This is a genomic window from Streptomyces sp. NPDC030021, assembly GCF_055574035.1.
Genome location: NZ_JBVIAH010000002.1, coordinates 288747 through 315493, shown reverse-complemented (window position 1 = coordinate 315493; position 26747 = coordinate 288747). Strand labels below are relative to the sequence as shown.

Annotated in this window: 22 protein-coding genes and 1 pseudogene; 9 read left to right on the top strand and 14 right to left on the bottom strand. The window is 69.3% G+C overall.

Translation table 11 applies throughout. The features are described 5' to 3' along the window. Nucleotides 1-106: 106 nt before the first annotated feature. From ACZ4YL_RS04520 to ACZ4YL_RS04480, 9 genes are all read right to left on the bottom strand, one after another. Entirely contained in the window at nt 107-1339 is a 1233-nt protein-coding gene (locus tag ACZ4YL_RS04520; RefSeq protein WP_468113683.1) for an ATP-grasp domain-containing protein, read from the bottom strand. After that, nucleotides 1336-2583: an ATP-grasp domain-containing protein gene (locus ACZ4YL_RS04515; RefSeq protein WP_382544080.1), complete on the bottom strand. Its 1248-nt coding sequence runs from the start codon at nt 2581-2583 to the stop codon at nt 1336-1338. The genes ACZ4YL_RS04520 and ACZ4YL_RS04515 overlap by 4 nt, the downstream gene beginning before the upstream one ends. Then, nucleotides 2580-3815 carry an MFS transporter gene (locus ACZ4YL_RS04510; protein WP_382544077.1) on the bottom strand — a complete coding sequence of 412 codons (1236 nt, stop codon included), beginning with the start codon at nt 3813-3815 and terminating at the stop codon, nt 2580-2582. The genes ACZ4YL_RS04515 and ACZ4YL_RS04510 overlap by 4 nt, the downstream gene beginning before the upstream one ends. 56 nt (nt 3816-3871) lie before the next feature. Then, the gene (locus ACZ4YL_RS04505) at nt 3872-5458 is read right to left on the bottom strand and encodes a class I tRNA ligase family protein (RefSeq protein ID WP_468113682.1); all 1587 of its coding nucleotides are present in this window, start codon (nt 5456-5458) and stop codon (nt 3872-3874) included. Nucleotides 5459-5503: 45 nt separating this feature from the next. Beyond that, nucleotides 5504-6739 (bottom strand): ATP-grasp domain-containing protein, encoded by a 1236-nt coding sequence (locus ACZ4YL_RS04500; RefSeq protein WP_468113681.1) that lies wholly within the window; start codon nt 6737-6739, stop codon nt 5504-5506. A gap of 79 nt (nt 6740-6818) precedes the next feature. Continuing rightward, entirely contained in the window at nt 6819-7493 is a 675-nt protein-coding gene (locus tag ACZ4YL_RS04495) for an HAD family hydrolase (RefSeq protein WP_382544069.1), read from the bottom strand. Then, the gene (locus tag ACZ4YL_RS04490) at nt 7483-8181 is read right to left on the bottom strand and encodes a nucleoside/nucleotide kinase family protein (RefSeq protein ID WP_468113680.1); all 699 of its coding nucleotides are present in this window, start codon (nt 8179-8181) and stop codon (nt 7483-7485) included. Before ACZ4YL_RS04490 ends, ACZ4YL_RS04495 begins: the two co-directional genes overlap by 11 nt. Nucleotides 8182-8213: 32 nt before the next feature. Then, entirely contained in the window at nt 8214-9437 is a 1224-nt protein-coding gene (locus ACZ4YL_RS04485; protein WP_468113679.1) for an FAD-dependent oxidoreductase, read from the bottom strand. A 55-nt stretch (nt 9438-9492) separates the two neighbouring features. After that, complete coding sequence (locus ACZ4YL_RS04480; protein ID WP_382544060.1) at nt 9493-10704, bottom strand: aspartate aminotransferase family protein; 1212 nt, start codon at nt 10702-10704, stop codon at nt 9493-9495. 1140 nt (nt 10705-11844) lie between these two features. On the opposite strand from ACZ4YL_RS04480, the gene ACZ4YL_RS04475 reads away from it, so the two are divergent. Continuing rightward, nucleotides 11845-12813, top strand: coding sequence for a helix-turn-helix transcriptional regulator (locus ACZ4YL_RS04475; protein WP_382544057.1), 969 nt, complete (start codon nt 11845-11847; stop codon nt 12811-12813). Nucleotides 12814-12875: 62 nt separating this feature from the next. On the opposite strand, the pseudogene ACZ4YL_RS04470 reads toward ACZ4YL_RS04475, so the two are convergent. The 3 genes and pseudogenes from ACZ4YL_RS04470 to ACZ4YL_RS04460 form a co-directional block, all read right to left on the bottom strand. After that, nucleotides 12876-13256: pseudogene (locus ACZ4YL_RS04470) on the bottom strand (helix-turn-helix domain-containing protein); the annotation flags it as partial. 7 nt (nt 13257-13263) lie between these two features. Then, nucleotides 13264-13950 carry an HAD family hydrolase gene (locus ACZ4YL_RS04465; RefSeq protein WP_468113678.1) on the bottom strand — a complete coding sequence of 229 codons (687 nt, stop codon included), beginning with the start codon at nt 13948-13950 and terminating at the stop codon, nt 13264-13266. Between the two features lie 49 nt (nt 13951-13999). Next, nucleotides 14000-14674 carry a TetR/AcrR family transcriptional regulator gene (locus ACZ4YL_RS04460; RefSeq protein ID WP_468113677.1) on the bottom strand — a complete coding sequence of 225 codons (675 nt, stop codon included), beginning with the start codon at nt 14672-14674 and terminating at the stop codon, nt 14000-14002. A gap of 567 nt (nt 14675-15241) precedes the next feature. Between ACZ4YL_RS04460 and ACZ4YL_RS04455 the strand changes: the two genes are divergently transcribed. The 3 genes from ACZ4YL_RS04455 to ACZ4YL_RS04445 all read left to right on the top strand — a co-directional run bounded on the left by ACZ4YL_RS04455 (nt 15242) and on the right by ACZ4YL_RS04445 (nt 19267). Then, complete coding sequence (locus ACZ4YL_RS04455; protein WP_468113676.1) at nt 15242-16642, top strand: serine hydrolase domain-containing protein; 1401 nt, start codon at nt 15242-15244, stop codon at nt 16640-16642. 145 nt (nt 16643-16787) lie between these two features. Further along, entirely contained in the window at nt 16788-18071 is a 1284-nt protein-coding gene (locus ACZ4YL_RS04450) for a phosphoribosyltransferase family protein (RefSeq protein WP_468113675.1), read from the top strand. 74 nt (nt 18072-18145) lie between these two features. Then, the gene (locus ACZ4YL_RS04445) at nt 18146-19267 is read left to right on the top strand and encodes a sulfite oxidase (protein WP_468113674.1); all 1122 of its coding nucleotides are present in this window, start codon (nt 18146-18148) and stop codon (nt 19265-19267) included. A gap of 40 nt (nt 19268-19307) precedes the next feature. On the opposite strand, the gene ACZ4YL_RS04440 is transcribed toward ACZ4YL_RS04445, so the two are convergent. Next, nucleotides 19308-19772, bottom strand: a complete 465-nt coding sequence (locus tag ACZ4YL_RS04440) for a phospholipase (protein ID WP_468113673.1) — start codon at nt 19770-19772, stop codon at nt 19308-19310. Between the two features lie 191 nt (nt 19773-19963). Between ACZ4YL_RS04440 and ACZ4YL_RS04435 the strand changes: the two genes are divergently transcribed. Next, nucleotides 19964-20482, top strand: coding sequence for a hypothetical protein (locus tag ACZ4YL_RS04435; protein ID WP_468113672.1), 519 nt, complete (start codon nt 19964-19966; stop codon nt 20480-20482). 91 nt (nt 20483-20573) lie between these two features. On the opposite strand, the gene ACZ4YL_RS04430 is transcribed toward ACZ4YL_RS04435, so the two are convergent. Continuing rightward, the gene (locus tag ACZ4YL_RS04430) at nt 20574-21350 is read right to left on the bottom strand and encodes an alpha/beta fold hydrolase (protein ID WP_468113671.1); all 777 of its coding nucleotides are present in this window, start codon (nt 21348-21350) and stop codon (nt 20574-20576) included. Between the two features lie 145 nt (nt 21351-21495). Here ACZ4YL_RS04430 and ACZ4YL_RS04425 point away from each other — a divergent pair, with 145 nt between their 5' ends. The 4 genes from ACZ4YL_RS04425 (at nt 21496) to ACZ4YL_RS04410 (ending at nt 26614) form a co-directional block, all read left to right on the top strand. After that, nucleotides 21496-21909, top strand: coding sequence for a GNAT family N-acetyltransferase (locus ACZ4YL_RS04425; protein WP_468113670.1), 414 nt, complete (start codon nt 21496-21498; stop codon nt 21907-21909). Between the two features lie 156 nt (nt 21910-22065). Beyond that, nucleotides 22066-23760, top strand: a complete 1695-nt coding sequence (locus tag ACZ4YL_RS04420; RefSeq protein ID WP_468113669.1) for a serine/threonine-protein kinase — start codon at nt 22066-22068, stop codon at nt 23758-23760. Between the two features lie 120 nt (nt 23761-23880). Further along, nucleotides 23881-25107 carry a S8 family peptidase gene (locus tag ACZ4YL_RS04415; RefSeq protein WP_468113668.1) on the top strand — a complete coding sequence of 409 codons (1227 nt, stop codon included), beginning with the start codon at nt 23881-23883 and terminating at the stop codon, nt 25105-25107. 211 nt (nt 25108-25318) lie between these two features. After that, complete coding sequence (locus tag ACZ4YL_RS04410; RefSeq protein ID WP_468113667.1) at nt 25319-26614, top strand: hypothetical protein; 1296 nt, start codon at nt 25319-25321, stop codon at nt 26612-26614. The last annotated feature ends 133 nt before the right edge of the window (nt 26615-26747 follow it).

The following is a 26747-nucleotide window of genomic DNA, read 5'->3' as shown; positions in this document are numbered from 1 at the left end:
GATCGACCCGGCGAACGCCCTGGATGACGCCCCGTCGGCTGACATGGAGAACATCATCCAGGGTGCCGCAACACCGTCCAGTCCGAACGAGATGGACCGATCTGATTCAGGATGCGACCTCAACAGCGTCCATGAACCAGCCACGGAGATTCTGGATGCGGTCCACCAGTTCTTCCTCGTTCCGGGCACGCACAATTGCAGAGCCGGCACGGCGGACCGTGTCCTTCGTCATGTCGGGCGTCGGATCCCCGACCTGCTGGTCCACATGGGCCTCGACAACTCCTGGCTGTGCCAGCAGTTCTGCCACCGTCGGAACACTGAGCGCTTTGCCCGGGCGAGCCCGCAACAGTGTGCATCCGAAGGCGTCCGATGAGGGCTTCGGGCTTCCCGGCTCCAGCCCGGCCGCCACCTTGGCGTGCTCCTCCAGCAGGTGCAGTCCGAACTTCCCTTGGAAGACCTCGATGATGCCGCCGCCTCCGGCCCGGGCCGCACATTCGGAGAAGGACAAACCGTCGGTACTGCGGAACACCTCCATGTGAAAGACCCCCTCGGTCATGCCGAGCGCCTTCAGGCACTTGAGAGCGAACCCCTGCGCCAAGGAGTACTCCGCTGCGAAGCGCTCAGGATCCAGCATGTAGGAGCCGTTGATTCCGCCGGTCTGGATCTCAAGATTGTTAGTGAGGTACCGGGAGACAGAAAAGACGGTCAGCGCCCCCTGTGAGAGGCAGCCGTCCAGGTGCAACTCGTGGCCGTCGGCGAACGACTCGAGAAGAAATGGACCTGACGCGGCATCCGAGGCGAGAAGATTCGCAACCAACGGCTCCAGCTCTTCCATGGTATCCACTCGATGCGTGAGCGATGTACCGGCGCCGGCCACAGGTTTTATTACCGCCGGCAGTCCTACGGCCGATACCGAAGAGCTGTCGAGATCCTCGCTACAGGCCACGAGCGCCGTGCGGGCAACAGGAAGACCTGCTGCGGCAACAGCCTGCTTCTGCAGATATTTGTCCCGGAAGCGCAGGGCAGTGTCGACATCCAAGGAAGGTTGCAGCTCAAGTACCGAGGTGAGGGCGGCTCCGACCACGACGCTGAACTCATCAGCGGTCCAGACCGCCGAGATCTCCGAGTTACGTATGTCCGACCTGGCCAGGGCCGAAAGAACCGATTCAATGTTCGCGATGTTCCCGCACGGCACCAGTACACGGTTTTCGTCGGCGCGGGAGCGCACTCGGCTGTACTTGGCCATCTCCACCACTGTGACATGTGGGATGCCCACGCGGTCGAGCGCGTCCTCCACCACGCTCTTCCAGCCAAGAATCAAGAGTCGCCGACTGATCATACGCCCTCCTCCGTCCGCGGTTCGACCACGGTTGCCTCCGCAAACCATCGGCTTGCCCGCTCCAGGACGTCTTCGACCTCACTGCGCGTTGCCCCTTCGACCACAACGGAAGCAATCCTCGCGCTGCTGTTCTCGGCTTGGCCCAGGACGGTGCCTATTTCGACGTTGAGCCGGTATTGGTTCACGCCGTCCACCGTGCAGGACTGCGGGGCGTGCGTCAGCGTCCCTGCCTGTCCGGGGAAGATCGCGAATCCGGCCAAGCGGTCGGCTCGTCGAACGGGATCCGGCACGGGGAAGCTTCCGCCCACCGCGCGCACGTAGTCGCGTGCCATGTCCACGTCGAGTGCAAGCCGGCAGGTTTCGTAGATCTTGCCCCCTCCGATGCGGGAAGCGATCTCGTTGAGGAGCAGCTCACCCTCCGGCGTTCGGAAGATCTCCGCGTGGAACGTGGTCGTGGCAGGGGTGGGCAGAGCTCCCATCGCCTCGAGGGTGAGCTGCCTCAGCGGTTCGAAGAGCGGATCCTGTGCGTCCAGCATGGCACTCACGAGAGCGTCTCCGTCCCGGTAGGACAGGCAGGAACCACAGGCCGAGGGCCAGGAGAAGACCAGGACCCCGTCGATGACCAGACCGTCGACGTGGAAGAGATCATGCGCGATGAACTTCTCGGCGAGCAGGGCCGCGTCGTCATCCCCTCCGAGGCAGGGGTTGAGTTCGAGGTAGGCCGCGAGCTCCGCCGAATCGTGGAGGACTTCCACCCCCATCGACCCGGCCCCGGTCCGGGGCTTCACCACGACCGGGTAGCCATGCTCCGCGATGAAGGTGTGCAGCGTGGTGGCGTCGGGGATCGGAGCGTAAGGGGCCATCGGTATCCCTGCCGCAGCCAGAAGCTCCTTCATTACGGCCTTGTCCCGATAAGCCTTGGCGCTGGCGAGCGTCTGTCCTGGGATGCCCAGGGCCGCGCGCAGCCTCGCCGCACGCAGCAGGTCGAATTCGGACATCGCGATGATGGCCTCGAAACCATGCTGCGCATGCAGCTCCCACGCGGCGCTCTCCACTGCCGGATTGGCGTGGAAGCCCTCGACGCGGATGACCTCCAGGTATCCGGCGAGTTCCTCCTGAGCGGCCTGCTCGTCCTTGCTGATGGCATCGGAGGCGGTGATCAGGACACCGCTGTGCTCTGGTCCGAGCCAGTCCAGATAGGGGGTGGTGCTCAGCTTGGAGCGATTGAGAATCAGGATCTTCACGGGTTTCCCTCCTGGGTCGTGGACGGGTGCAGGGAAGCTTGCGAGCTGTCGGATGGGGAGGCGTCGACACGGGGTCCGCCCCGCGGTGGCGCCAGCGCCCACACCATGAGTGCGGCCACGACGGGAACGACCACCGGCAGGAACATCCAGCCCACCGGAAGCGTGACGGCCCACCCCAGCAGCAGGGAGGAGACCGGGAGAGCTCCCACGCCGAAAGCCCGGATGATCGCGTTCACACGTCCCGCGTACGCGGGAGGTATCACTTCGTGCCGGTAGAGCATGGTGGCGACGTTCATGCCTCCGGTGCCGAGGCAGATCAGGGCATATCCGGCGATGGCCGCTACGGGTGAGGGGATCAGCAGCACCCCGGCGCCCGCAGCGCAGCCCGCGAACCAGCCACCGATCCGGCGCTCGACGCTCCTGGCGGTGCCCAGCCGCGGGCCGAGCCAGGATCCGGCCGCCGAGGCGACCGGGCCGGCGGTGAGCGCGAGACCGATCCCCTGCGCCGACCAGCCCCACGCTGAGGCGCCAAGCGCCACCAGGGCGGTCTGCAGTGCTCCGGAGCCGATGTTGAACAGAGACATGCACAGCGTGAGGCGACCCATGCCGGGGAGCCGTCTGAACTCTCGGTATCCATCCCGCAGCATGCTCCGAACCCCTTGGCCGGACTGCTCTCGCTCGGCCTCGGTGGATGGCAGGCGCATCGCCACCGCAGCGGTGATCAGGAAGGTGACGGCGTCCAGCCAGAGTGCTCCGTTCGCGCCGATCGCCGAGATGGTCAGGCCGGCCAGTGGTGGGCCGATGAACCGGGCCACATCCAGCACCGCCGAGTACCGGCCAAAGGCCTGTGCTGTGCGGTCAGGTGGAGCGAGCGAGGGAACGAGCCCGTAGTCACTGGTGATTCCCGAGACGACGCCGCCCAGGCCGACGAGGAACAGGCTGGTCATGACGGCCAGGTTGTGTCCGCCGTGCAACAGCCACGGCACGACCGCCACGGCGCCGGCCTGCAGCACCTCCGCCAGGCAGTAGACCCTTCGGCGGTCGAAGCGATCGATCAGACCGCCCAGCAGCGGTGCCAGCAGGTAGGGCAGGTACTGGAAAGCGAGACTGGCGGCGGCCAGGAAGGGCGATCCTGTGCTGGAAAGGACCACCCACGGAATCGCCAGGTAGAGGAAAGTGTTGCCGATCTTGGAGAGCGCAGAAGCGCCGGTCAGGAGCCAGAAGTAGCGCATACGTCCTCAGGGGTCTGGCGGCCTGGCACCCTGTGCCAGGCCGCGTGGCGCACAGGTCAGGCCTGTTCGCCGGACCGGTGGACGAAGGGGAGCAGGCTCTGGACGGTCAGCGGCCACGCCCCTGCGGTCGGCCGGGCTGTGCCTCGCGGCTTCGGCGAGACGCTCATGGCGGTGTCCAATGTGGGCCTGCCGTCGTACCCGAGGGCTTGCCACAGTTCGCCTGCCAGCGTCGGCGTCACCGGCTCCCCGAGAACGGCGAGGCCCAGCATCCAGGTGAGCGGGGTGTGAACGAGATCGGAGCGCATCCATTCGTCCAGGACCTCGACCGCGCGCGGAAGATCGAAGGATCCAGGCTCGAGGAAGGGCCGTTGTGCCTCAGCCGCTGCCCGCAGCGGATCGCGGTCCAGCGCGTCGTCCCGGCCGACCGACTGCCGAAGTTTCTCAAGAGCAGGCGCCAGCTTCTGCGCGTACCAACTGCGTTGGTCCAGGAGCGAGTCGACCAGTCCGGCCAGGGTGATGTCCGCGACATCCTCGTCCAGCGGCGCTCTGGCAAGGAAGAGACGGAGCTCGTCCCCGCTGATGTCGGTGTTCTCCAGCAGTTCGCTGAGCCAGATCCCGTGGCGCTTGCTCGTCGAGCACTTCTGGCCCTCGAACTGGAGCATCGCGTTGACCACGGTGTGGTCGAAGGGCTTGAGTGTCCCTTCTGATCCCTGGGCGATGACCCCGGGAGCAACCAGGCCCGGGGTGGAGTTGTCGCTGCCGAACAGGCCCACGACGGTGACTCCGCTGTCCGGGTGGAACGGGTTCAGCTCAGCTCCCGTCAGGGCTTGGTGCACCTCGCCGCAGTAGACGCTGTAGAGGTAGTAACCGTTGGTGATGACGGTGCCGGGAGCGGTGGTGGATCCGGTGATACCCCAGCTCCCCCTGCCGGTGAATCGGATACGGCCACCGCGGTTGTGCAGGTACCTGGCTGCTGGTGCCACGAACGAGGGGCGCAGCCCGGACGCGGTCAGGTGATCGACGATCGAGCCGGTGGCACGGGGACGAGCGAACCAGCTTTCCTCGGTACGCCACTCCAGCGGGCTGTCGTCCAGCCGTGACCGCGCATCTATGACCTCCTCCGGCTGGAAGTGCTCGCTGCAGAAGGTGCAGGAGCTACCGCCGCACGGTTTCCCACAGTTCGGACAGCCGCCCGCGATCCACGTACCCACGACCTCGCGGCCGGTGTCGACGGAGTAGGGAATGCGTTCCTTCTCGGCTGCTGCACCGCCGGATCGACGCAGGAGCGCGAGGACGTCTTCATGCAGCCGTCGGTAGCCGGGGTAGTGCTCGGCGGAACGCGGATCGATCCAGACGTCAGGCTGTGCGCCCAGGTTGGCGAGGTCACGTTGGATACCGGCGTGGTAGTGGTCACAGGTCTCTTCCGGTGAACGCCCGGTCCGCTGGGCTTCGGCGAGCACCCAGTTTTCGAAGCCGTCACTGCCAGTGATGCTGTGGACGACATGTCCGCGCACTCTCAGCGCGCGAGCCAGGACATCGGCACGCAGGTAGGTCCCGGCCCCATGACCAACGTGCAGACGGCCATTGGGAGTGGGCTGCATGGGAACGAGCAGATACTGCCTTTGGCTGGCCTTGTGGAGCATGGTGTTGTCTCCGCTTTCTTTCATGGCGGTTGAGGAATGAACCGGTTAGACGGGAGCAACTTCGAGGTGGAAGACGTTTTCGACTGATGTGACGATCTCCCGCGGTCCCTGCGCCTCGGTCAATCGGGCGAAGACGTATCCGCTGACCGAGGAGGAGTCCATCAATCCATCGACGGTGTCGCCTACCGCGAGTCGGAGGTCCGCTTCGATGAATCCGGGCACGCCGGAAAAGTCGGCTGCCGCACTGATCTTCTCAACGACCCCCCGTCGGGAGGGCAACATGACCTGCATGACCTGGCCTTCGCCGGGTCCTTGCGTGAGAGGGTCGAACTGGTACGGCTCACCCAAGCTGCAGGCGATATGTGCGGCCCAGCTGTCGAACCCGGCGTCCAGCTGCAGCATCCGGCGGATGCCGCCGCCACCGGGGCGGCCCGCGATCTCGCCTGCGAACAGGCCGCGTGAGGTACGGAGAACCTCGAAGTGGGTGACTCCATCGCGCAGGCCGACGGACCGGACGGCTTGCGCGTGCATCTCACGGACGGCCTTTGCGTCCGGGTGTGCGGGATCAAGCAGATATGAGCCGAACGTTCCGGAGGAGTACGCCAAGACCGGGCGCAGGTAGCGGGACACCTGAACGTATTCCACCTGGCCGTCCACCAGGTATCCGTCACAATGGTATTCCTCGATGACGTCGAAGTACTCCTCCACGAGCACGGGAAAGCTCTTCTGAGAGGTTGTGGCCGGCGCCGACAACCGCTTCAGGAAGTCATCGATGTGTGACGAACCCATTTCCTGCGCCGACTGAATCACTACCGTGGCGTCGACACCCGCACCGACGACCGGCTTGACGATGACCGGGTAGCCGACCTCCTCGGCGGCGTCGACGAGCTGTTCCGCAGAACCGGCCATGGCGAAACGCGCCGTGGGGAGTCCCGCATCGCGAAATCGGCGCTTCATGGCGTACTTGTCGGTGCAGTTGACGATCGTGTCGAACGACGGACCGGGAAGCGCCAGCAGGCTGCGCAGGCAACCGGCTGTAGGTGCTGCGCGCTCCGACAGGGCAACGACGTGTGAGTACTTGCCCAATGGGCGCTGCCTGGCTACCGCGCGTGCGGCCGCCGCGGGGTCGTTGAGGTCGTCGACCAGCGCGATGTCGGTTCCTACGGGGTACTGCGGTATGAACCGTGGCTCGGTGACGAAGAGGACGTGCAGGTCCGGACGAGCCGCCAGTTGAGCAGCGTGGACGGTGTCACCGGTGTTGGTGGCGATGATGTACTTCACGGTCGGATTCCCTTGTGAAAGCATCGGTCCCGAAAACCCGTCGGGCAGGCTCGACGGGCGCAGAGCGTCCGAAGCTGGACTAACTGGGGATGGCCAGCTGCAGTAGGTCGGAGAGGCTGGTGATGCGGGCTCCGGACCACTCGCGACCTTCACCGAGATCGAGCAGGACGGCCTGCATGCCTGACTCCGCCGCGCCGGCGAGCTCGTTGTCGTTTCCGTCTCCCACGTAGAGGCACTGAGAGCAATCGACGCCGAGCCGCTGGGCAGCGAGCCGGAAGATCTGCGGGTCAGGCTTCATGAGGCCGACCTCCGCAGAGAGCACCTGGACCTCGAACTGGTCGCCGAGGGCGGATTCGTCGAGCATGTCGCGGACATCAGAACTGCAGTTGGAGACAAGACCGGTTCGCAAGCCGGCCTGTCGGAGGCTCGACAGGACCTCGACGGCCCCCGGCGACAGATCGGCGAACCCTGCTCCGTGGTTCTTCCGCCGTACGCGCATCGCCTCGGCGGCCTGTGCCCGGCTCCACCCCGCGCCGAGGCTGACCCGGAGCGCCGCCAGATAGTCGGTGAGCGGGGTGGTTTCTCTGGTGACCCGACCGGCCTGCCAGGGTCCGCGCAGCTCCTGCGGGGCCACACCCAGCGCGTGGCAGGTTTCGATGAAGGCGCGCTGTTTGACCGAATCGGGCAGCGGTACCAAGGTCTTCCACAAGTCGAAGACCACCGCTCGGACTGTCGTCGCCTGGTCAGCGCTCATGGTTGACGCTCCCGGTCACGCCGCCGGGCCAGGCAAGTACTGCGGGTGCGGCCCAGTCCGAGTTGTCGACGATGACCTCGGCGTGGTCGACAGGCGGATGCTCGACCAGGTACCGCCGTTGGGCCGGAAGGTACTTGTGTCGATACTTGTGCATCACTTGCTCGCCCTGCGTGGGCACGTCCCGCAGGCGTCCTCGTGCCAGCACGACGTCTTCGCGGACATCGAGGAAGACGAACAGGTCGATCAACTCGCGCACTTCCGGGCGGAAGAGGAAGACACCCTCGACCAGCACGATCGTGTGCGCGTCCACGTGATAGCTCCGTCGCAGTGTGGGAGTGTCCGTCCTCAGATCCAGCAGGGTCAACTCGGTCTTCAGGCACCCCTTTTCACGGATCGGAGTGAGGACCTGGGCTGCCGCCCTGGCGAAGTCGATGCTGTTCTTGTAGTACTGCTCGGGCTGAGGCAGGTCGGGGCGGTATCGGTGCGCCTGCGAGTGATGGAAGTCATCGATCCGCACGAGCTGGTTGGCGGCCCCACGGCGCCCCATCTCGGCGGCCAACACCGTCGCCAACTGGGACTTTCCCGAGGTGTCCATTCCTGTGATACCCACGACCAGGGGCCGTTCGGGCTGCTTGCGGTCCTGGAACAGGTCTGCCAGCCGGGCGATGAGCTCTGCTCCCGTGAGCACGGTGTGGTCGGGACTCCCCTGTGGAGCTGACGTCATACGTGTGTCTCCAGTGCTTTCGTGCTGCTCAGACAAGTTCCGATACGTACGGCAAGCTGCTTGTACAGGCCGCTTCCGTATACCGAGTGGTCCCGCAATTCCAGGGGGGTGGGCTCGATCCGGAGAACCGAGAGCGAGGGATAGGTGTGCCCGCCGATGAGTGCAGCACCGTCCTCGGTGTGACCCAATCGCTGCTGAGAATCGGACGGACGTACCATCACACCGTCCACCAGAATGTCCGGGGCGTGGCCTCGGTAGCCGAGGGCCTGGATCACCAGTGCGGCGTCGTCCAGCAATCCAGCGCTCTCGCCCAGACGAGCAGCGCGTACCAATTTCGCGCCTGGAATCTCCCCTTGCCACAGAGCGCAGTAGAGGGCCCTGGACTCGTGCCGCAGGCCCGAGTCGCGATACACGATGCCGGACTGCGGGCAGACGTCGGTGGCCGGATCGACGAGACGCTCCCGCCCCACCACCTGCTGGGCCTGTGCCGCCGTCAGGCTCTCGTACATCAGCCGAGCGGGGCTGCGCTGCAGGACATGGATGACCGGAGCCTGGTACTCGGGCCTCAGATCGCGGTTCTCCTGCACCAGTTGCAGAAGTACCTGCAGCGCGGACATGGCGCTGTGCGACGAACCTGCGATGACGATCGACCGGCCGGCGAGTGCACCGAGCGTGGTACGCAGCCGACTACGACCGCTGTGACTGATGATGTCACCGGAGAGCCGGACTCGTGCCTTCCACGATGCGAGTTCAGGGTTGGGTCGCTCGATGCGTCCGGAAGCCACCACCACATGCCGACAGCGGACCTGACGACCGTCCGACAGCCGTAGTTCGGCTTCGGGGCCGCTGCTCGACAGGTTGATCGCGGCCACCTCGCGCCTCAGATGGACGTGTTCGGAACCGAGTTCATGGGTAACCGCTGAGCCGACCTCCCGGAGTGCTCGTGCCAACTGCTGCATGTGCACCGGCTCCTCAGCGCCGGCGACTTGTGCCACCTGCGGGGACTCGCGCATCAGCCCCAGCGGGCCGTGCCGGCTCAGATCCTTGAGGAACCGGGAACCGACCGAGGTGGTGGTGATGCCGTAATCGCCGAAGCCTCCGGGCCCCATACCGTCTCCGCGCTCGAAGACGGCTGTCCGGAACGCAAACAGGTCGGGTGCGGAAGACAGGAAGCTGGTGGTACGGAACCCTCCGCCCACGAACGCCAGGTCGTAGTCCATCAGCGCTCCATCGCGTATCGGGCGCAGTCGCCCTCGGCACAGCCGAGTCGGGTCATCATCCGGCGTGCTGCTTCAGCAGCGCGTCGAAGCGGTCGCAGATGAGATCTGCCTCCTCCAGGGTGAGCACCAGAGGGGGACGGATCTTGAGGACGTTGCCGTGGCCATAGCGTGATGTGCGAAGCATCAGGCCGTGGTCCATGGCTTTGTCTGCGAGGTGGTTGGTCAGGTCGCTGTCGGGCTTGCCCGCAGCATCGGCTATCTCGATGCCGATCATGAGACCGACACCCCTGACATCCGAGATACAGGCGTGTCGGGTCGCCATCTCCGCGAGTCGGCCCAGGATCCGCTCGCCTGTGGCACGGACGTTCGCGAGGAATGCAGGGTCGTCGATGATGTCCAGTGTGGCCAGCCCGGCTGCTGCGGCCAGCAGATTGGCGCCGTAGGTGAAGGAGTGGTCGCTGGTCGGCAGCCCGGAGAGTTCATCACTCGCCAGAATGGCGGCGACCTGTGCGCCGGAACCGCCCAGGCCCTTGCCCACCGTCATGGCGTCCGGCTCCACACCGAAATGCTCAGCCGCGAACATTCGCCCGGTTCGGCCGATGCCAGTCTGGATCTCATCGAAGATGAGCTTGATTCCGTGATCGTCGCAGAGTTCACGGAGCTTGGGGAAGTAGCCGTCCGGTGGCACGATATTGCCGCCGTTGCCGGAGATGGGCTCAACGAGTATGGCCGCCACGCTGCCGCTGCTGGCGAACTCCAGGAAGTCACTGATCCTGTCGACGCACATAAGGCCGCAAGAGCCTTCCTTTTGGCCGTAGAAGCACCGGTGGCAGTAGGGATCGGGTACCTGCATGCCGCCGGGATAGAGCGTGGGGAAGGGTGCCCTGCGGAAGGCGTTGCCGGACAGGCTGGCCATCATCATGGTCTGCCCGACATGGCTGCGGAACATGGTCACGACATCGCGGCGACCAGTGGCGAGCTGGGCCATTTTGATGGCCCCCTCGTTGGCTACCGAGCCTCCCGACACCTTGAGGTGTGCCTTCGTCAGGCGCTTCGGGGCCAGATCGACGAGCCGCGCGGAGAGAGAATTGATCGGATCCGTCTGAAAACTGGACGAGACATGGATGAGCTCATCAGCCTGATCCTTGATGGCCTTTATCACAGCCGGATGTCGGTAGCCCAGACTGAGATTGAACGTGGCGGAAGCACAGTCGATGTACCCACGACCATCCGAGTCATACAGATAGATGCCCTCACCCGAGACCATCCGAGTGTCGGACACTGAATAGTAGACAGCCTCGGGACCTACGATTGAAGACAAGGGGACTTACCTCTCGGCAATATGCGGGATGCTCCGCAGAGCATCCCGAGACACGAGTATGGCGAATACTTGGACCTGTCGAGGGCAGCGAATCGGAGCACCAGTCTCAACTGAGCAACTGCCACGTCATTGCAGGTCTGTGGTTCGGAACGGCCGGACCGCCGCCCTACGTCTTTCACCCTGCCCGGTGCGCGAGCAATGACCTGGGGGCATGTGTGGGTACATCGACGACAGGCAGCTGGAAGCCGTGTGCATGGAGTCCGCTCAGGGCCCTTGACCAGAAGGCCGCCCAGGCGGAGAAGAACTGTTTCTCGTCAACGACAATCGTTTCAGAGCAAGTCTGATCGGTGCAGCCGGACTGTCGAGCGAAGAAACAGAGGGGCCGACGCCCCCGAATATCGATACGGGTACCGGTCCTGAATTCCCGGCCGGAGTCGGACGAAGCGCGCCGGGCGAATGTACGGATCATGGGCCGGAAGAGTCGGCCGCGGCGGAACGATATCCTCAGTCCCAGCGAATGTCCGTTGACAGGATCCGGTGCGACTGCGATTCCCCGAGAGCATGAGTGGCGATCTGCGACATCACAAGGGAGTCACCTCGGACGGCCGCCACGACTGCGGGATTCTGCAAACCGAGTCCGGCGCTTGCCGCGAGGCCGACGAACATACCACAAGTCAGTATTCGGGCGGCTGTGGCCCACATATCACCAGGGCTAAAAATGGAAAATAACATCATGCAGCTTCACTTTCTTGCTCCCCCGAGCATTCAGTTGACGCGTGGGGCTCGCGACAGTTGCACACACGCCTGAACCACCGGCCTTCTGGCCCAACAGGTAACGGCGACGAGTGGACGCGAGGGTTCCTCCGACCCCACAGCGGCGCACACCGAGATCCAGGGGCGAGGGGTACGACGGGAAAGCCCCGTCGACGCTCCGGCCGGCTCCGGTATCTCTGCGTTTGCGACACCTGAAGTATGCTCAGAGTTCACCAAGATGATCTAGCTCAATGACGGGGCATCAAGCTGCACTGCAGCAACCGGAGGGCGATGCGGATGTCGCATTGCACCTGAAATACGGACAGGACGGCCATGAGTACGCCCGACCTCGCGGCCCTCTACCAGTACACCGTGCAGACAGGCCACCTGGAGTTGGAGAAGGCCGCCGACGTCCTGGACTGGACGCTCGACCGAGCCCGCAACGCCGCCGAGACCCTGACGCACAAGGCACTTCTGCGCCCGACCCCGCACGCGCCTGGGTGCTTCTCGCCAGTCAGCCCATCCAGCGCGGCCGCGCATCTCGTACTCCCGCTCATGAACAAGATCGAGCAATACGAGAACCAGGCGAACCTTCTCCGGCAGGACCTGTCCGAGTTCACCCAGATCTACCAGAAGGCCGCTCAGATCTCCGGGGGGGTCTACACCCTGGAGGGCGTTGCAGAGATCAACAGGGAAATCATTCGGATATCAGCCGGATGTCAGGTCGAGGTGTGCACCGCCCAGCCTGGCGGTGGACGCCTCGCCGAATCCCTTGAAGCGGCCTGGAACGACACCAAGACCTTGCTCGAACGCGGCGTCCGCATGCGAACCATCTATCAGCACCCGGCCGTATTCAGTGGCCCCACACGTGAGTACGTGTCCCGGGTCCTCCAACACGGCGCGGAGGTCCGCACCATGACGGAGTTCTTCGAGCGGATGTTGATCTTCGATCGCGAAGTGGTATTCATCCCCGGAGGCGAGGGCCGGGACTTTGCGATTGTTATCCGACACCCCGCGATTGTCACGTTCCTGGCAGGGGTCTTCGATCGCGCCTGGCTCACGGCCAAGCCCTTCACGACCGAGTTGAGGGCCGAGGCGGTCTTCGAAACGACGAGTGACGTCCGCCTCACGATCGCACGTCTGCTTGCTGCGGGAGAGACCGACGAGGCCGTCTCCCGCCGAGTCGGTCTGAGCGTTCGCACCTGCCGAACCCACATCTCGAAACTGTACGAACAGTTCGGTGCCCATAGTCGCTGTCATCTCGGGGTCCTGTTGGCCAGAGCCGGCGTGCTGGACCAGTGAGCGTCGCGCATCCTGACAGCGGCTGATCATGGCGTCCGGCGCGTGTCGGCAGGGGCTCGCGCTGCGAAGGCGTGCTCGACTCGGGCGCGGACCTGCTTGTGGGAACGGCTGTGCTCCTGTTGCCAGTCGGGGAGCTCCTCACCCTTGCGGCGGCGGTGGGGCTGCAGCGCCAGGAGCGGACCGAGGTGGTCGATGATGCGGTCGGCAGCGGATGTGGATACGCCGAACAGCGGGGCGAGCCGGCGCATCGTCAAGTTCGGGCGCCAGTAAGCCGTGACCAGCAGTGCTCCGTCTGCGAGCGGCAGGCTCCACGGCCTGCCCCGGCGGGTGACATCGACTCCCGTGCGACGCAGTACCGTCACCGGCTTCGTGAACCGGCGCGGGCTCAGCCCGGTGAACGGGACCATCCACGACGGCTCCGACGCCGTGACAGCACCGGCCACAGCAAGATCATTGCACTGTTGTGGAACCCTCCAGCCGGTGAGGGCGGGGTCCGGAGACGAAGGCGAGGATGTCGCGGACTGCTTCGTGCAAGGTGTCGAAGTGGCGATGCACGCCGTCCACCGCTGCGGGGGTGTTGACGCCCCACACCGTCATCCCGGCACGCAGCCCGGACTGCACTCCGGAGGGGGCGTCCTCGATGACCAGGCAGTCCTCCGGTTGTGCACCAAGCCGCGCGGCGGCCTGCAGATACGGCACTGGTGACGGCTTGCCTTCCTCCACCGCGGCGGCGTCCACGAGGACTTCCGGGACCGGCAAGCCCGTCCGGGCGAAACGTCCACGTACCCGGTGCTCGTAGTTCGACGTCACCAGTGCCCAGGCCCCGGGTCGCAGAGCGTTCAGCAGCTCCGGGGCACCGTCGAAAGCCGCATAGGTGCCGGTGCGGACGTCCTCGTCCTCCAGCTCGTGCAGTTCGGCCAGGCACTTCTGGGCGTCCCGGTCCGGAGCGACCTGCGCGAAGGTCTCCATCGGCCTCGTCCGCAGCGCCACCCGGTAGACCTCATCGGGGTCCAGACCGTACCGCTCTGCCCACGTTCGCCAGACCAGGCGCTGATTGTCCACGGCATCGATCAACGTGCCATCGACATCGAACAGGACATACCTCATCGCACCGGACTGACCGGGTTCGCTGATCACGCCTCGATCATGCCATGAGGCCCTGAGCAGGCAGTTTGCGGGACAAGCCCTAGGCGTCCAGGGCCGGGCGGTACTTGTAGTACGTCAGGAACATGTCCACCCCGGTCTCGCTCAGGGCCGTGGTGGTCTCCTGTGGCAGACCCACGCCGTAGGCGCTGTGGATCAGGTGCGGGTAGAGCACCAGCGAGTAGAACTGGATGATGGCGACCTCGACGTCAGGCATGTCGAGGCGGCCTTCCGCGATGAGCCGCTCGAAGGTGTCGAGCAGGGCCGGACGGACCCGGTCGGGGCCGCTCCGCTTCCAGGCAAGGCCCAGTTCGGGGAAGCGGATGGTCTCGTTGACCACCAGGTGGCGCAGCGCCATCACGTCGGGCCGGATCATGCCCTTCACCCAGGCCTCGGCGGTCCACACCAGCGCGGTGCGGAGGTCGTCGATGTCCTGCAGGCGGGCGGCGGTGCCCTCGACGGCCGCGCCCAGGGCCTCTTCGAGGGCGTCCCCGATGACGGCCAGGAAGAGCGCGTCCTTGTTGCCGAAGTGGTTGTAGACGGTCACCTTGGAGACTCCGGCCTCCGCGGCGATGGTGTCCATGCCGACCTTGAAGCCGTCCCGCACGAAGGCCGTTCGCGCGGCCCTGACGATCGCCAGCCGCTTGCGGGCGGCCCGGTCGCCCGTCGGCACCCGCGGGGTCTCTTCCATCACCGCTCCGCTCGCCTTCGCATCCACGACCCGATCCCCCACCGGTCGGGCGCCAGCCTAGCAGCCCCTGAACTGATCAGTTGAGTTCATATGAACCGACCTGTACAGTTCGAACGCGCCGAGTCCCACGGGGGTGGGCTGGGCGCCCCACCTCGGCCGAAGGAATCCCGGCGCGCGTCGCTCCGCCCGGCCCGGTCGAGGCCGCGGCGGTCGAACCGATCGCAGCGGGCTGCCGGCCGCCGTGGCCGGGCTTCCGCCGAGCGAGCGGCCGGCCGAGCTGCGGATACGCGCGCCGGGCCCTCGTTCGAGACGCCGTACACCCGTCTCACACTGCTCCGCGGCGAGTTCGGCCGGACGCCGAGCGCCGTACCGGGCCGACTCCCGGCGCAGTGGACCGGCTGCACGGGCCGGCAGGCCGAGTTGCGCGAACTCGCCGGACCGCTCGCCGCCGCACGGCTCGTCCCGACCCCGTCGGCCGACCGCAGACCGCCGCCGCGGGCCGGTGTCAGCGGGCTGTCAGCCGGTCGTCAGCGGGTGGCCGCATCGTCCTCCTGTCGGGCAGGACCAGGCACGCACCCCCAGGAGAGACCTGAGATGAGCAACGAAACCAACGGCATGCGACGGGACGAGCTGTCCGCGTTCGTCGAGGCGACCGCAAAGGAGTTCGGCATTCCCGGGGTCTGCGTCGGGGTACTGATGGAGGGTCAGGAAGCCTGCGCTTCCTACGGGGTGACCAACCTCGACCACCCGCAGCCGGTCGACGGCCACACGCTCTTCCACCTGGCGTCGGTGACCAAGACCTTCACCGCCACCGCGCTGATGCGCCTGGTCGCGGAGGGCCGGGTGGAGCTGGACGCCCCGGTACGCCGGTACGTTCCCGAGCTGGAGCTCGCGGACGAGAGCGCGGCGGAGCGGATCACCGTGCTGAACCTGCTCAACCACACCGCGGGCCTGGAGTGGAACCTCGTCTTCACCGGCGACGAGGCCGACACCCTGGCCGGCTTCGTGGCACACCTGCCCGAGCTGCCGCTGATCGCCCCGCCCGGTACCCGCGCCTCCTACAGCCAGGCCGGCTACAACCTGCTCGGCCGGATCATCGAGACGGTCACCGGCCTGCCCTTCGAGAAGGCCATGGACCAGCTGCTGCTGGAGCCCGCCGGGCTGACGAACACCTTCTTCGACCTCGACGAGATCATGGTCCGGCGGTTCGCCGTCGGTCACACCCCCGGCGGCGGGAACGAGCAGCTGCGCCCCGCCCGGCCGTGGACCTCCTGGCGCGCGGGCGCGCGCGGCAACAACCCCGGCGGCGGCATCTCCTCCTCCGTGAGCGACCTGCTGTGGTGGGCCCGCTTCCAGCTCGGTACGGGCGAGGACGTACTGCCCGCCGAGGCCCTGCGGCACATGACGGAACAGACGGTCGCGCTGCGCGCCGGCACGCTCGGCGACGGCCTCGGCATCGGCTGGTTCCTGCGCGAGGTGGACGGTGTCCGCACGATCGGGCACGGCGGCTCGGGCAACGGCCAGTCCGCCGAGCTGCTCATCGTGCCCGAGCGGGACTTCGCGGTGGTCTCGCTGGCCAACGCCGGCCCGCACGGCCACCTCTTCAACCAGGCCGTGGTGCGCTGGGTGCTGGAGCGCTGCCTCGGCGTGGTGGAGCGGGACCCGGAGCCCGTCGCCTACGACGGGGCGCGGGCGCGCGAGGTCGCGGGCCGCTACGCCATCGACGCCATGAACGTGGACATCGCCGACGACGGGGTCCGCCTCACGCTGGCGGTGGAGATCAAGCCGGAGATCCGCGAGGCGTCCGACGCCGACATGCCCGACGACCTCCCGCCGGCCGCGATCGGCTTCCTGTCCCCCGACGGCGACGAGTACGTCGTCACGGAGGGCGGGCTGACCGGGCAGCGCGGCCTGTTCAGCCGTGACGCCGAGGGCACGGTCGTGGGCATCGACCTGGCGGGCCGGCTCTTCGGCCGGGTCCCGGCCGCGTCCTGACCACGTCCTGGCCTCGTCCTGACCACGTCCTGGCCTCGTCCTGACCTCCGTACCCCGACCGACTTGCGGGAAGGCCGGGGATGCGGTTGCGTCGAAGGAGATGGGTACGTGGTTTCCGTCTCCCCTGGGTTGGGGGTGAGCCATCGTGCTGTTCACCCATCGCGCGGAGGCCGGCGAGAAGCTCGCCGAAGCGCTCCGGCACCTGAAGGAGGAGGATCCCGTCGTGCTGGGCCTGCCCCGCGGCGGAGTCCCGGTCGCCTATCGGGTGGCCCGCGCGCTCGGCGCCCCGCTCGATGTGATCGTGGTGCGCAAGCTCGGCGTCCCCTACCACCGTGAGCTGGGCTTCGGCGCCATCGGCGAGGGCGGCGTACGCGTCATCAGCGAGGACATCGTCCGCGGCGGCCGTCTGGGACCGCAGGACATCGAGGCGGTCGAGCGCGCCGAGGAGGCGGAGCTCATCCGGCAGGCCACGAGGTTCCGCGGGGACCGGCCGCGGGTGCCCCTGGAGGGCCGGACCGTGATCGTCGTGGATGACGGGATCGCGACCGGGGCCACGGCCGCCGCCGCGTGCGAGGTCGTACGGGCGCAGGGCGCGGCCCGCGTGGTGCTGGCCGTTCCGGTGGCCCCGCCCGACGCGGTCGCCCGGCTGGGCTCGGCGGCCGACGAGGTGGTGTGCCTGGCCACACCGCACGCCTTCCGTGCCGTGGGCGAGTGGTACCAGGACTTCTCCCAGACCCCCGACGAGGAGGTCGTCTTCCTGCTGGCGCGGGCGGCGGCCGACCCCGTCACCCGCCCGCCCGTCCGGGCCGCCGAGGTCGAGGTGGACGCCGGCGGCCTCGTCCTGGCCGGGGACCTCGCCCTGCCGGAGGGCGCCGGGGCGGTCGTGGTGTTCGCGCACGGCTCAGGCAGCAGCCGTCACAGCCCGCGCAACCGGTCGGTGGCGGCGGACCTCAACCGGGCGGGCCTGGCCACCCTGCTCCTCGACCTGCTCACGCCCGACGAGGAGGCCGACCGGGCCAACGTCTTCGACATAGAGACCCTGGCCGGGCGGCTCGCGGACGCCACCGCCTGGCTGCGACGCCGCGAGTCCCTCCCGACGGGCTGGTTCGGGGCGAGCACCGGGGCCGCCGCGGCGCTGTGGGCGGCCGGGGAGACGGGCGCGGAGATCGGCGCCGTGGTGTCCCGCGGTGGCCGGCCGGACCTGGCCGGTGCGCGGCTCGCCGCCGTACGGGCCCCCACGCTGCTGATCGTGGGGGGCCGGGACTCGACGGTGCTCGACCTCAACCGCCGGGCCCAGCGCGAGCTGCGCTGCGAGAACCGGCTGGAGATCGTCCCCGGGGCCACCCACCTCTTCGAGGAGCCGGGAGCCCTGGACGAGGTGGCCGGCCTGGCCCGCGACTGGTTCACCCGCCACCTGATGCCGTCGTAGACCGGACCGGTCGCCGTAGACCGTGCCCGGTCGCGCGGTGGCGCGGCAGCGGCGGCACGCGCGACCATGAGGAGATGGAGCAGGCGTCGGTGCAGGATGTCAGCACCCCGGGCCGCATCGCGTCGCCCGGTGAGGGCATCGGCCCGGAGGAGCTGGCGCTCGCGGCCCGCAACCACGGGCTTCCGCTGGAGGCCCTGCGCTACGAGGTCACACCGCCCGGACTGCACTACGTCCTGGTCCACTACGACATACCCGCCGCCGACCCGGACGAATGGTCCCTCACCGTCGGCGGCCGGGTCCGTACCCCGCTGACCCTGGACCTCCCCGCCCTGCGCGCGTTCCCCTCGGTCACCCACCGCGTCACCATGGAGTGCGCGGGCAACGGCCGGGCCCGCCTGACGCCCCGGCCGGTCAGCCAGCCGTGGCTGGTCGAGGCGGTGGGCACCGCCGACTGGACGGGCGTACCGCTGCGTCTGGTGCTCGCCGGGGCCGGGGTGCGGCCGGACGCCGTCGAGGCCGTGTTCACGGGCGCCGACCACGGGGTCGAACGCGGCGTCGAGCAGGACTACCGGCGCAGTCTGCCGGTGGCCGCCGCCACCGGGGACGACCCCGAGGTGCTGATCGCCTACGCCATGAACGGCCTGCCCCTGCCCCCGCAGCACGGGTGTCCGCTGCGGCTGGTCGTCCCCGGCTGGTACGGCATGGCGCACGTCAAGTGGCTGCGCGAGATCACCCTCGTCGACGCGCCGTTCACCGGATTCCAGCAGGCCGTGGCCTACCGCTACCGGCGGGCCGCCGACGATCCGGACGACCCCGGCGAGCCGGTCACCCGGATCGCGCCGCGCGCCCTGATGGTCCCGCCCGGATTCCCCGACTTCATGTCCCGCACCCGTGTCGTGCGTCCCGGCCCCGTACGGCTGGAGGGGCGGGCCTGGTCCGGCCACGGGGCCGTCGAACGGGTGGAGGTGAGCGCCGACGGGGGCCGCTCCTGGACCCGGGCCGAGGTCGCGCCGCCGGGGCCGCACCGGTGGGCTTGGCAGGCCTGGTCCTGTGACTGGGCGGCGGCGCCGGGCCGCCACACGCTCACCGTCCGCGCCACGGACGCCGAGGGCGGCACGCAGCCCCTCGAACAGCCCTGGAACCGGGGCGGTTTCGGCAACAACCTGGTCCAGCACGTCCCGGTCCTGTGCTGCTGATCGGGCGTCCCCGTCAGCGGCGGCATCGGCCCCGTGATCCCTAGGAAATTCCGAGAAGTCGCACCGCTTGGTAGTAGGTCCACGCGGTGCCGTCGCAGGAGCTCCTGCGGGAGCCCGAGTACTGCGCGCAGACCCGCTTCAGGTCCGCGTGGAACGCCAGGTCCAGCCGGGTCTTGGCGGCCGGAAACAGCCCTGCCGCGCGGTGGTTGCGGTACCCGAAGTCGTGGCGCGCGCAGGCGTCCGCGAAGGGGAAGCCGAGGGGGTTGTCGGGGGACGAGGTGCAGTGGTCCGTCGACCAGTCGAAGCCGTACGCGGTCCAGGCGGCCCGGTGCTCGCGGGCGTCGGCCCATTCGCGGTAACTGGCGGCACTGGTCTGCGTCCAGCGGCTCAGCACCTGCGGCTTGTCGGCCGGGACCTGCGGGGTCGCCCAGGCCGCCGGGGCGAGGGCGAGCACCGCGGTGGCGGTGGCGGTGGCGAGAGCGGGGACGAGGCGGCGACGGCGCATGGGGTTCCTCGGTGCCTGGGCGGACGGGTCACCTCCGGCCAACTCCCCCGGGCACCGCGCGGTTACTGCGCGTCGGCGGAACCGGACCCGACACCCTCCCAGGTATGAGTCCGTATGGGACTTGCGGCGCACTTCCGGTTCGTCCTGAGGAGGGACGCGCGGCGGGGGCCCGCCCGCCGACACTGGAAGGCATGAACCGCCGCCCGCTCGTCGTCGCCGCAGCCACCGTGGGAGTCCTCGCCACCGCCGCCTTCGCGCTGCCCAATCTGCCGCCCAACCCCGTGACCGACACGATCGACAGCAAGGTGTACAAGGAGAAGGGCAAGCGCTTCGCGAGCGCCGCCGACGCCCCCACGCGGGACAAGGCGCCGTTCGCCCTGCCGTCCTGGATACCCAAGGACGCCACCGACGTCCGCATACGGGTGCGCACGAGCGGCGAGGCCCGGCTGATCCGGTTCACCCTCGGCGCGACCCCGCTGGACGGCCCCCAGTGCGGCGCGGGCGCGTCGAAGCCGGTGGGCGCCGCCCCGGATCTGCACGCCAAATGGTGGCCGGGCAGCCTGCGGGACGGTGTGCGGCCTGAGTGCCGGGGTGCCCACCAGTACCAGGTCGTGGTGCGCGGCAAGCGGGTCTACGCCTGGACGGACGGCACCCCGTCCCCGGGCTCCGTGGGGCCCCGGGACGGCGCCGCCTCCACGCCCCGGACCTAGGGCTGACCACTCCGCACGCCCGGCCGGCCAGGCAGGCAGGGCAGGCGGGCCGCGCAGGGCGGGCCAGGCCTGCCGGGAGGGCCGGGACCGCTCAGTCGCGGGCCAGTGCCTCCGCGGTGGCCCGGGCGAAGCCGTCCGGGTTGTCGAGCATGATGTTGTGCCCGCAGTCGGGGACGGACACCACGGCCACGCCCGAGGCCTGGAGGGCTTCGGCGCCCGGGAGCGGGCCGTCCGCCTCGGGCAGCAGGTAGGTGCGCGGGATCTTCGACTCCAGCAGCAGCTCACGCATGGTGGGCGTGGTGCCGGCGGCCAGGTGGACGGCCGTTCGGTACAGGGCGGTTCGGCCGGCCAGCCTCATCGTGGACCACCAGTGCGCGCCGACCCTGTCCCGTACCTCGGCCCAGCCCCCGGCCAGGAACTCCTCCTCGGTGTAGGAGGCGATCCCGCTGCTGCCCGGCATGACGGGACCGGGACCGGGCTGCTGCGGATCCAGGTTGGCGTCGACGAGCACCAGCCGGGACACCAGGCGGGGATGCCGGTCCGCGAGCACGATGGCCACGGCCCCGCCCATACTGTGGGCGATCAGCTCGACGCCCTCCGCTCCGGCCTCGGAGAGGGCGGCCGCCAGCGCGTCGGCGTGCGCTTCGAGGGTGTAGCCGAACCCCTCGGGCCGGTCGCTGTGCCCGTGGCCCAGCAGATCGACGAGCAGCGAACGCCGCCCCGCCAGCAGCGGATGGGTGGCGCTCGCCGCGAAGTAGGCGGGCGAGGTGGACCCGAGCCCGTGCACGTACACCCGGGCCGGCTCCTCCCCCGCCAGCTCGACCCAGCGGATCCGGTCGCCCTCGGGCGTGACCACGGCGTTCCTCACGATGCTCCCCCTCAAGTGGTTCGACAGCACTCTTCGACAGCCCGAACAGGCTAAGGGCCGCCCCGGGCGCGGGGGTGTGCCGCGGCCGCCACGCCGTGCCGCACGTCGGCTGACCATCCGTCATCTGCGCACTATCGTGGCCGCCATGGACATCCGCCGGGCCCTCACCCCCGCCGAGCTCACCGCCGCCGAGCCCCTCTTCGACGGGCCTGCCCGCACGGAGTGGTCCGAGCGCTTCCTCGCCGCCCCGGGCCACCTGATGCTCATCGCCTACGTCGACGGCGTGCCCGCCGGGATGGTCTCCGGCATCGAGATGAGCCACCCCGACAAGGGCACCGAGATGTGCCTGTACGAGCTCTCCGTGGACGAGGGGTACCGGCGTCGCGGCATCGGCCGCGACCTGACGCTGGCCCTCGCCGAGGAGGCGAAGGCCCGCGGCTGCTACGGCATGTGGGTGGGGGTCGACACCGACAACGAGGCCGCTCTGGCCACCTACGACGCTGCCGGCGCCCGTGACGAGGGTGTCTTCTCGATGCGCGGCTGGCCCCTCGCCCCGTAGCCGGGTCACGCCGCCCGCACCCCGTCACGTCCTGTCCGGACGCCGCCCCGCCCGGCCGTTCCTCGGGCCGCCTCCCCGGCAACCTCCGGCCCCGGCCCGGCGCTTAGGGTGTTCGCTGGTCGGCCCATCGGTTGACCGGGGGATCGGGGGAGGCCGATGAACAGCGCGACCGAGGTGTTCGAGCCGCTGCGGGCGGACGATCCGTCCACCGTGGCCGGATACCGCATCGCGGCGCGGCTCGGCGCGGGTGGCATGGGCCGGGTCTACCTGTCGCACACCCAGGGCGGGCGGCCGGTGGCGCTCAAGGTCGTACGACCGGAACTGGCCGAGGACCCGGCGTTCCGGCGGCGGTTCCGCCGTGAGGTGGAGGCCGCCCGGCGGGTCCGGGGCGCGTACACCGCCGAACTGATCGACGCCGACGCGGACGCGACGCCGCCCTGGCTGGCCACCCTCTACGTACCCGGGCCCTCGCTGTCGCAGGCCGTGGCCCGGCGCGGACCGCTGCCCGTGTCCGCCGTGCTGTGGCTGATGGCGGGCGTGGCCGAGGCCCTGCAGGCCATCCACGGCGCGGGCATCGTGCACCGCGACCTGAAGCCGTCGAACGTGCTGCTGGCCGCCGACGGGCCCCGCGTCATCGACTTCGGCATCTCGCTGGCGTCCGACACCACCGCGCACACCGCCACGGGCGCCACCATCGGCACGCCGCAGTACATGTCCCCCGAGCAGGCGTCGGCGGATGAGGTCACGGCAGCCTCCGACGTCTTCGCGCTGGGCCAGACGGCGGCGTTCGCCGCGCTGGGCGAGCCGCTGTACGGAACCGGCCCCTCCGCGACCGTGCTGTACCGGATCGTGCACTCCGCGCCCGACCTGTCCCGGCTGCCTCAGGAGCTGCGTCCACTGATCGCCCGGTGCCTGGCCACCGATCCGCAGGAGCGGGCCACCCCCGCCGAGATCGTGGCGTGGTGCCGGACGCAACTGGGCGAGGACGCCGACGCGGACGGCGGCCCGGCGCTCTGGCGCGAGGTGACCGGACCGGAGCTGACGGTCCCGGAGCCCCTGCCCGAGCCCGTACCCGAGCCGACCCCGGAGCTGGTACCGGCACCCGCTCCGTCGCCCGCCCCGGCTCCCGGCTCTCCGCACACGATGAGCCAGGTGTGGCAGCCTCCGCAGCTTCCGGAGCCGGCGGCTCCGGAAGGACCGGAGCAACGGCGCAAGCGCCGGCGGCGCAACGCGCTGCTCACCGCCGCATCGGTGACGGTGGTCGCCGTGCTGCTGGGCACCCTCTGGGTGGTCGCCGACCGGACGGCGGACGGTCTGCGCGACCGGGCGAAGTCCCCGACGGCCGAGGGAACACCGGCGGGTGGTGCCCGCTCGGCGAGCGGCGACCCGACCCGGGGAGCCGCCGGATCCGGCGGATCCGCTCCGAAGCCGAGCCAGAGCCCGAGTCCGAGCCCGTCCGCGAGCGCACCCCCGAAGGCCGTCCCGTACCCCTCGTTGCGCCTGGACGAGGAGAACTCGGTCGGCATCAAGGATCCGGTCGAGCGTGCCAATCGCGCCGGGGACCTCCGCCTCGACTGCGAGCAGGTGGGCTGCACGCTGGAGAGCGACACCAGTGTGATCACCCTCCTGTCGGGCGAGCCGCACGGCTCCCTCGACTCCTGCCGGACCGCCCTCGGAGGCAGGCCCACGAGAAGCCAGACACTGTCCCAGGCGGCGCAGGGCAGCGAGTTCTGCATCAAGCACCAGTCGGGGGACATCGCGCTGCTCGTGCTCACACTCAAGTCGACTCCGTGGATGCGGGAACTGCCGAGCTTCCTGATGGCGGACATGACGGTCTGGCGCGCGGCCTGACGGAGCGGTCGGCGGCGCGGGACCGGGCCGGGCTCGGATCCGCCCGCGCGGCGGCGTGTCGTGCGCCCACCCGGCGCACCCTCCGCGCGCCCGCGCCGCCGCTCGCGGAGCATCGGCCGCATGACCGCATTCGCCGCGCTCCTCCCCGCCGCCGCCCTCCTCGCGGCGGCCACCACGGCCGCCACGGCCGCCACGGGCGCCACACCCGCCACGGGCGCCGCTCCGGCTCCCCGCTCCGGCACCGCCCCCTACGTCGTCGTCCTCAAGGACACCACCTCCCGCGCCCCGACGCGCGCCCTGGCCGCCGCGGCCGTGGACGCCGGCGACGAGGTCGGAGCCGTCTACGACGCCGCCCTGAACGGCTTCGCCGTCCGCACCACGGCCGCCCGGGCCGCCGCCCTGGCCGCCGACCCCCGGGTGGCCTCGGTGGAGCCGGACACGGAGTTCCACACCACCGACACCCCCGGAGCCACCGACACCCCCGAACCGCTGATGGCGCCGCAGGCTCCCGCGCCCTGGTCCCTCGACCGCATCGACCAGCGCGAACTCCCGCTCGACGGCTCGTACACGTACCCCGGCAGGGCCGGGGGCGTCACCGTCTACGTCGTCGACACCGGCATCAACACCAGCCACCTGGAATTCGGCGGCCGCGCCCGATTCGGCTACAACGCGGTGTTCCTCGGCAGCTCCCGCGACTGCAGCGGCCACGGCACGCACGTCGCGGCGACCGTGGGCGGGGAGACGTACGGGGTGGCCAAGGGGGTCTCGCTCGTCGGGGTGAAGGTGGCCGACTGCCATGGTTCCGCGTCCCTGTCGGCGATCCTCAAGGGTCTCGACTGGGTGGTGAAGGACGCCTCCAAGGCTCCCGCCACCCCGGCCGTGGCCAACATGAGCATGGGCGGCACCCGCAGCTACGCCCTCGACACGGCCGTGGTCCGGGCCGTGTCCGCCGGGATCACCTTCACCGCGGCCGCCGGGAACGAAGGCAAGGACGCCTGCGGCGGATCCCCGGCCTCCGTCCCCCAGGCCATCACGGTCGCCGCGACCGACGCCGAGGACCGGCGGGCGCCGTTCTCCAACCACGGCCCCTGTGTGGACCTCTCGGCTCCGGGCGTGGGCATCACCTCGGCCTGGAAGGACTCCACCACCGCCACGGCCCGCGCCTCCGGCACCTCGATGGCCGCCCCGCACGTGGCCGGGGTGGCCGCTCTCATCCTGGCGCGCGGCACGGCGCGCACCCCGGCGCAGGTGACCGAGGAACTGCTGCGCAGCGCCGTGTCCGACCGGATCACCGGGCTCCCGGCCGGCACCCCGAACCTGCTGCTCCACACCCCCACCGGACGCTAGTACCTCCCCTCCCCCGGCTCCCGACCGGTCGGTATCCGATGGGCCATCAGACTCTCCCTGATGGCCCATCAATTTCTGTGTGCTTCGGGCGAAAGCAAGTCATTGACTTCTCATCACGGCGACGCGTCAATATCGGCCACCGCACCGGCTCGGCCTCCCCCACACAGCGGGTGGGGGGAGGGGTTCGTCATGACGAAGGAGTCGCGACCCAGTGAGTACGAGAACGTATCGACGAAGAGTGCTGGCCGGGGCGGGAGCCCTGTCTCTGGCCCTGACGGGCGGCGTGGTGGCCCTGACGGGATCCGCGCAGGCCGCGACCAAGACCACGGCTGTCTTCGAGAACTGCGACGCCCCGGCGCCGCAGCCGGACGGCTCGGGCAACCAGAACTGGACGGTCACCCTGCCCGACGGCGCCAAGGCCGGCGACGTCGTCCCGATCACGATCGACCCGGGCGCGAGCCCGCTGATCCCCGGGTTCTCCGTCACCACGGTGAACACCTCCAAGATCACCCTCAAGGTCGGGACCACCACCCAGGTGGTCACCAGCCCGCCGGAGACCGTCTCGGTCATCGCCGGGCAGCCGCTCGACCCCAAGGCGTTCTCCGGAACCATCAAGATCCCGGACGGCACCGAGGGCACGACCGTCCAGGTCGCCCTCGACCTGGCGGTGACCGACGCGGACCTCTCCGGTTCGGTCTTCACCACCACCTGCACCCCGGCGCCGCGCCCGAGCGCCTCGCTCGGCTCGGTCGCGGTCGAGGCCCTGCCCAAGGACCCGGTCACCACGAAGCTGACGCCCAACAGCGGCCCGGCGGGCACCGCCGTCGCCGTGACCGGCGCCAACTTCCCGGCCGGCGCCGTCACCTGCTCCGCCCTGCTCGCGGGCGCGGTGACCGGTGACACCGGTGCGGGCACGGCCGACGCGTCCGGCGCGGCCACCTGCAACATCACGGTCACCAAGAAGGCCGACGCGATCAGGATCGACGGTTCGATCACCCCGTACAAGGCCTTCGTGTTCCTGGAGGAGCAGGCCGGTGTGAAGAACCCGGTCGACGTCGAGGTCCTGCCCGGCCCGCTGGCCCTCGGCCCGAAGGACGGCCAGCCGGCCGTCAGCTTCGGCGCGGTCACCATCAACGGCAAGGCCCAGTCGGTGGTCGGCGTCTTCAACGCCGCGACCGTCCAGGACTTCCGCGGCGGTTCGCTCGGCTGGGACGTGACGGCGACGCGTACGCCGTTCCTGAACCAGACCACCGGCCACTCGATGGCGAAGGCGCAGATCGGCATCCAGCCGTCCTGCACCGTGACCAACCCGGACAGCCCGAGCACCTGCACCGCGGGCACGCCCGGCGCGATCTCCGACGTCCCGATGAAGGTGGCCTCCCAGGCCGCCGGCGGGGACGAGCTGACCGGCGGTGAGTTCGCCGTCGGCGGCGCCGGAATGATCCAGCTCCCGCCCTTCATGTTCGCGGACACCTACCAGACGGTCGTGACCTTCTCGATCGCCTGACCCGTACGGCCGCTCGGCCAGGGTGGTGGGGGGGGGGGGGGGGGCGCCCCCCCCCCCCCCCCCCCCCCCCCCCCCCCAAACCCCCCCCCCCCCCCCCCCCCCCCCCCCCCCCCCCCCCCCCCCCCCCCCCCCC

Coding starts and splice junctions, on each gene's coding strand:
- ACZ4YL_RS04485 (WP_468113679.1), bottom strand. CDS start 9,437: ATGGACTACGACCTGGCGTTCGTGGGCGGAGGGTTCCGTACCACCAGC.
- ACZ4YL_RS04520 (WP_468113683.1), bottom strand. CDS start 1,339: ATGATCAGTCGGCGACTCTTGATTCTTGGCTGGAAGAGCGTGGTGGAG.
- ACZ4YL_RS04435 (WP_468113672.1), top strand. CDS start 19,964: ATGAACCGCCGCCCGCTCGTCGTCGCCGCAGCCACCGTGGGAGTCCTC.
- ACZ4YL_RS04440 (WP_468113673.1), bottom strand. CDS start 19,772: ATGCGCCGTCGCCGCCTCGTCCCCGCTCTCGCCACCGCCACCGCCACC.
- ACZ4YL_RS04425 (WP_468113670.1), top strand. CDS start 21,496: ATGGACATCCGCCGGGCCCTCACCCCCGCCGAGCTCACCGCCGCCGAG.
- ACZ4YL_RS04505 (WP_468113682.1), bottom strand. CDS start 5,458: ATGCTCCACAAGGCCAGCCAAAGGCAGTATCTGCTCGTTCCCATGCAG.
- ACZ4YL_RS04445 (WP_468113674.1), top strand. CDS start 18,146: ATGGAGCAGGCGTCGGTGCAGGATGTCAGCACCCCGGGCCGCATCGCG.
- ACZ4YL_RS04420 (WP_468113669.1), top strand. CDS start 22,066: ATGAACAGCGCGACCGAGGTGTTCGAGCCGCTGCGGGCGGACGATCCG.
- ACZ4YL_RS04455 (WP_468113676.1), top strand. CDS start 15,242: ATGAGCAACGAAACCAACGGCATGCGACGGGACGAGCTGTCCGCGTTC.
- ACZ4YL_RS04510 (WP_382544077.1), bottom strand. CDS start 3,815: ATGCGCTACTTCTGGCTCCTGACCGGCGCTTCTGCGCTCTCCAAGATC.
- ACZ4YL_RS04415 (WP_468113668.1), top strand. CDS start 23,881: ATGACCGCATTCGCCGCGCTCCTCCCCGCCGCCGCCCTCCTCGCGGCG.
- ACZ4YL_RS04480 (WP_382544060.1), bottom strand. CDS start 10,704: ATGGTCTCGGGTGAGGGCATCTATCTGTATGACTCGGATGGTCGTGGG.
- ACZ4YL_RS04495 (WP_382544069.1), bottom strand. CDS start 7,493: ATGAGCGCTGACCAGGCGACGACAGTCCGAGCGGTGGTCTTCGACTTG.
- ACZ4YL_RS04475 (WP_382544057.1), top strand. CDS start 11,845: ATGAGTACGCCCGACCTCGCGGCCCTCTACCAGTACACCGTGCAGACA.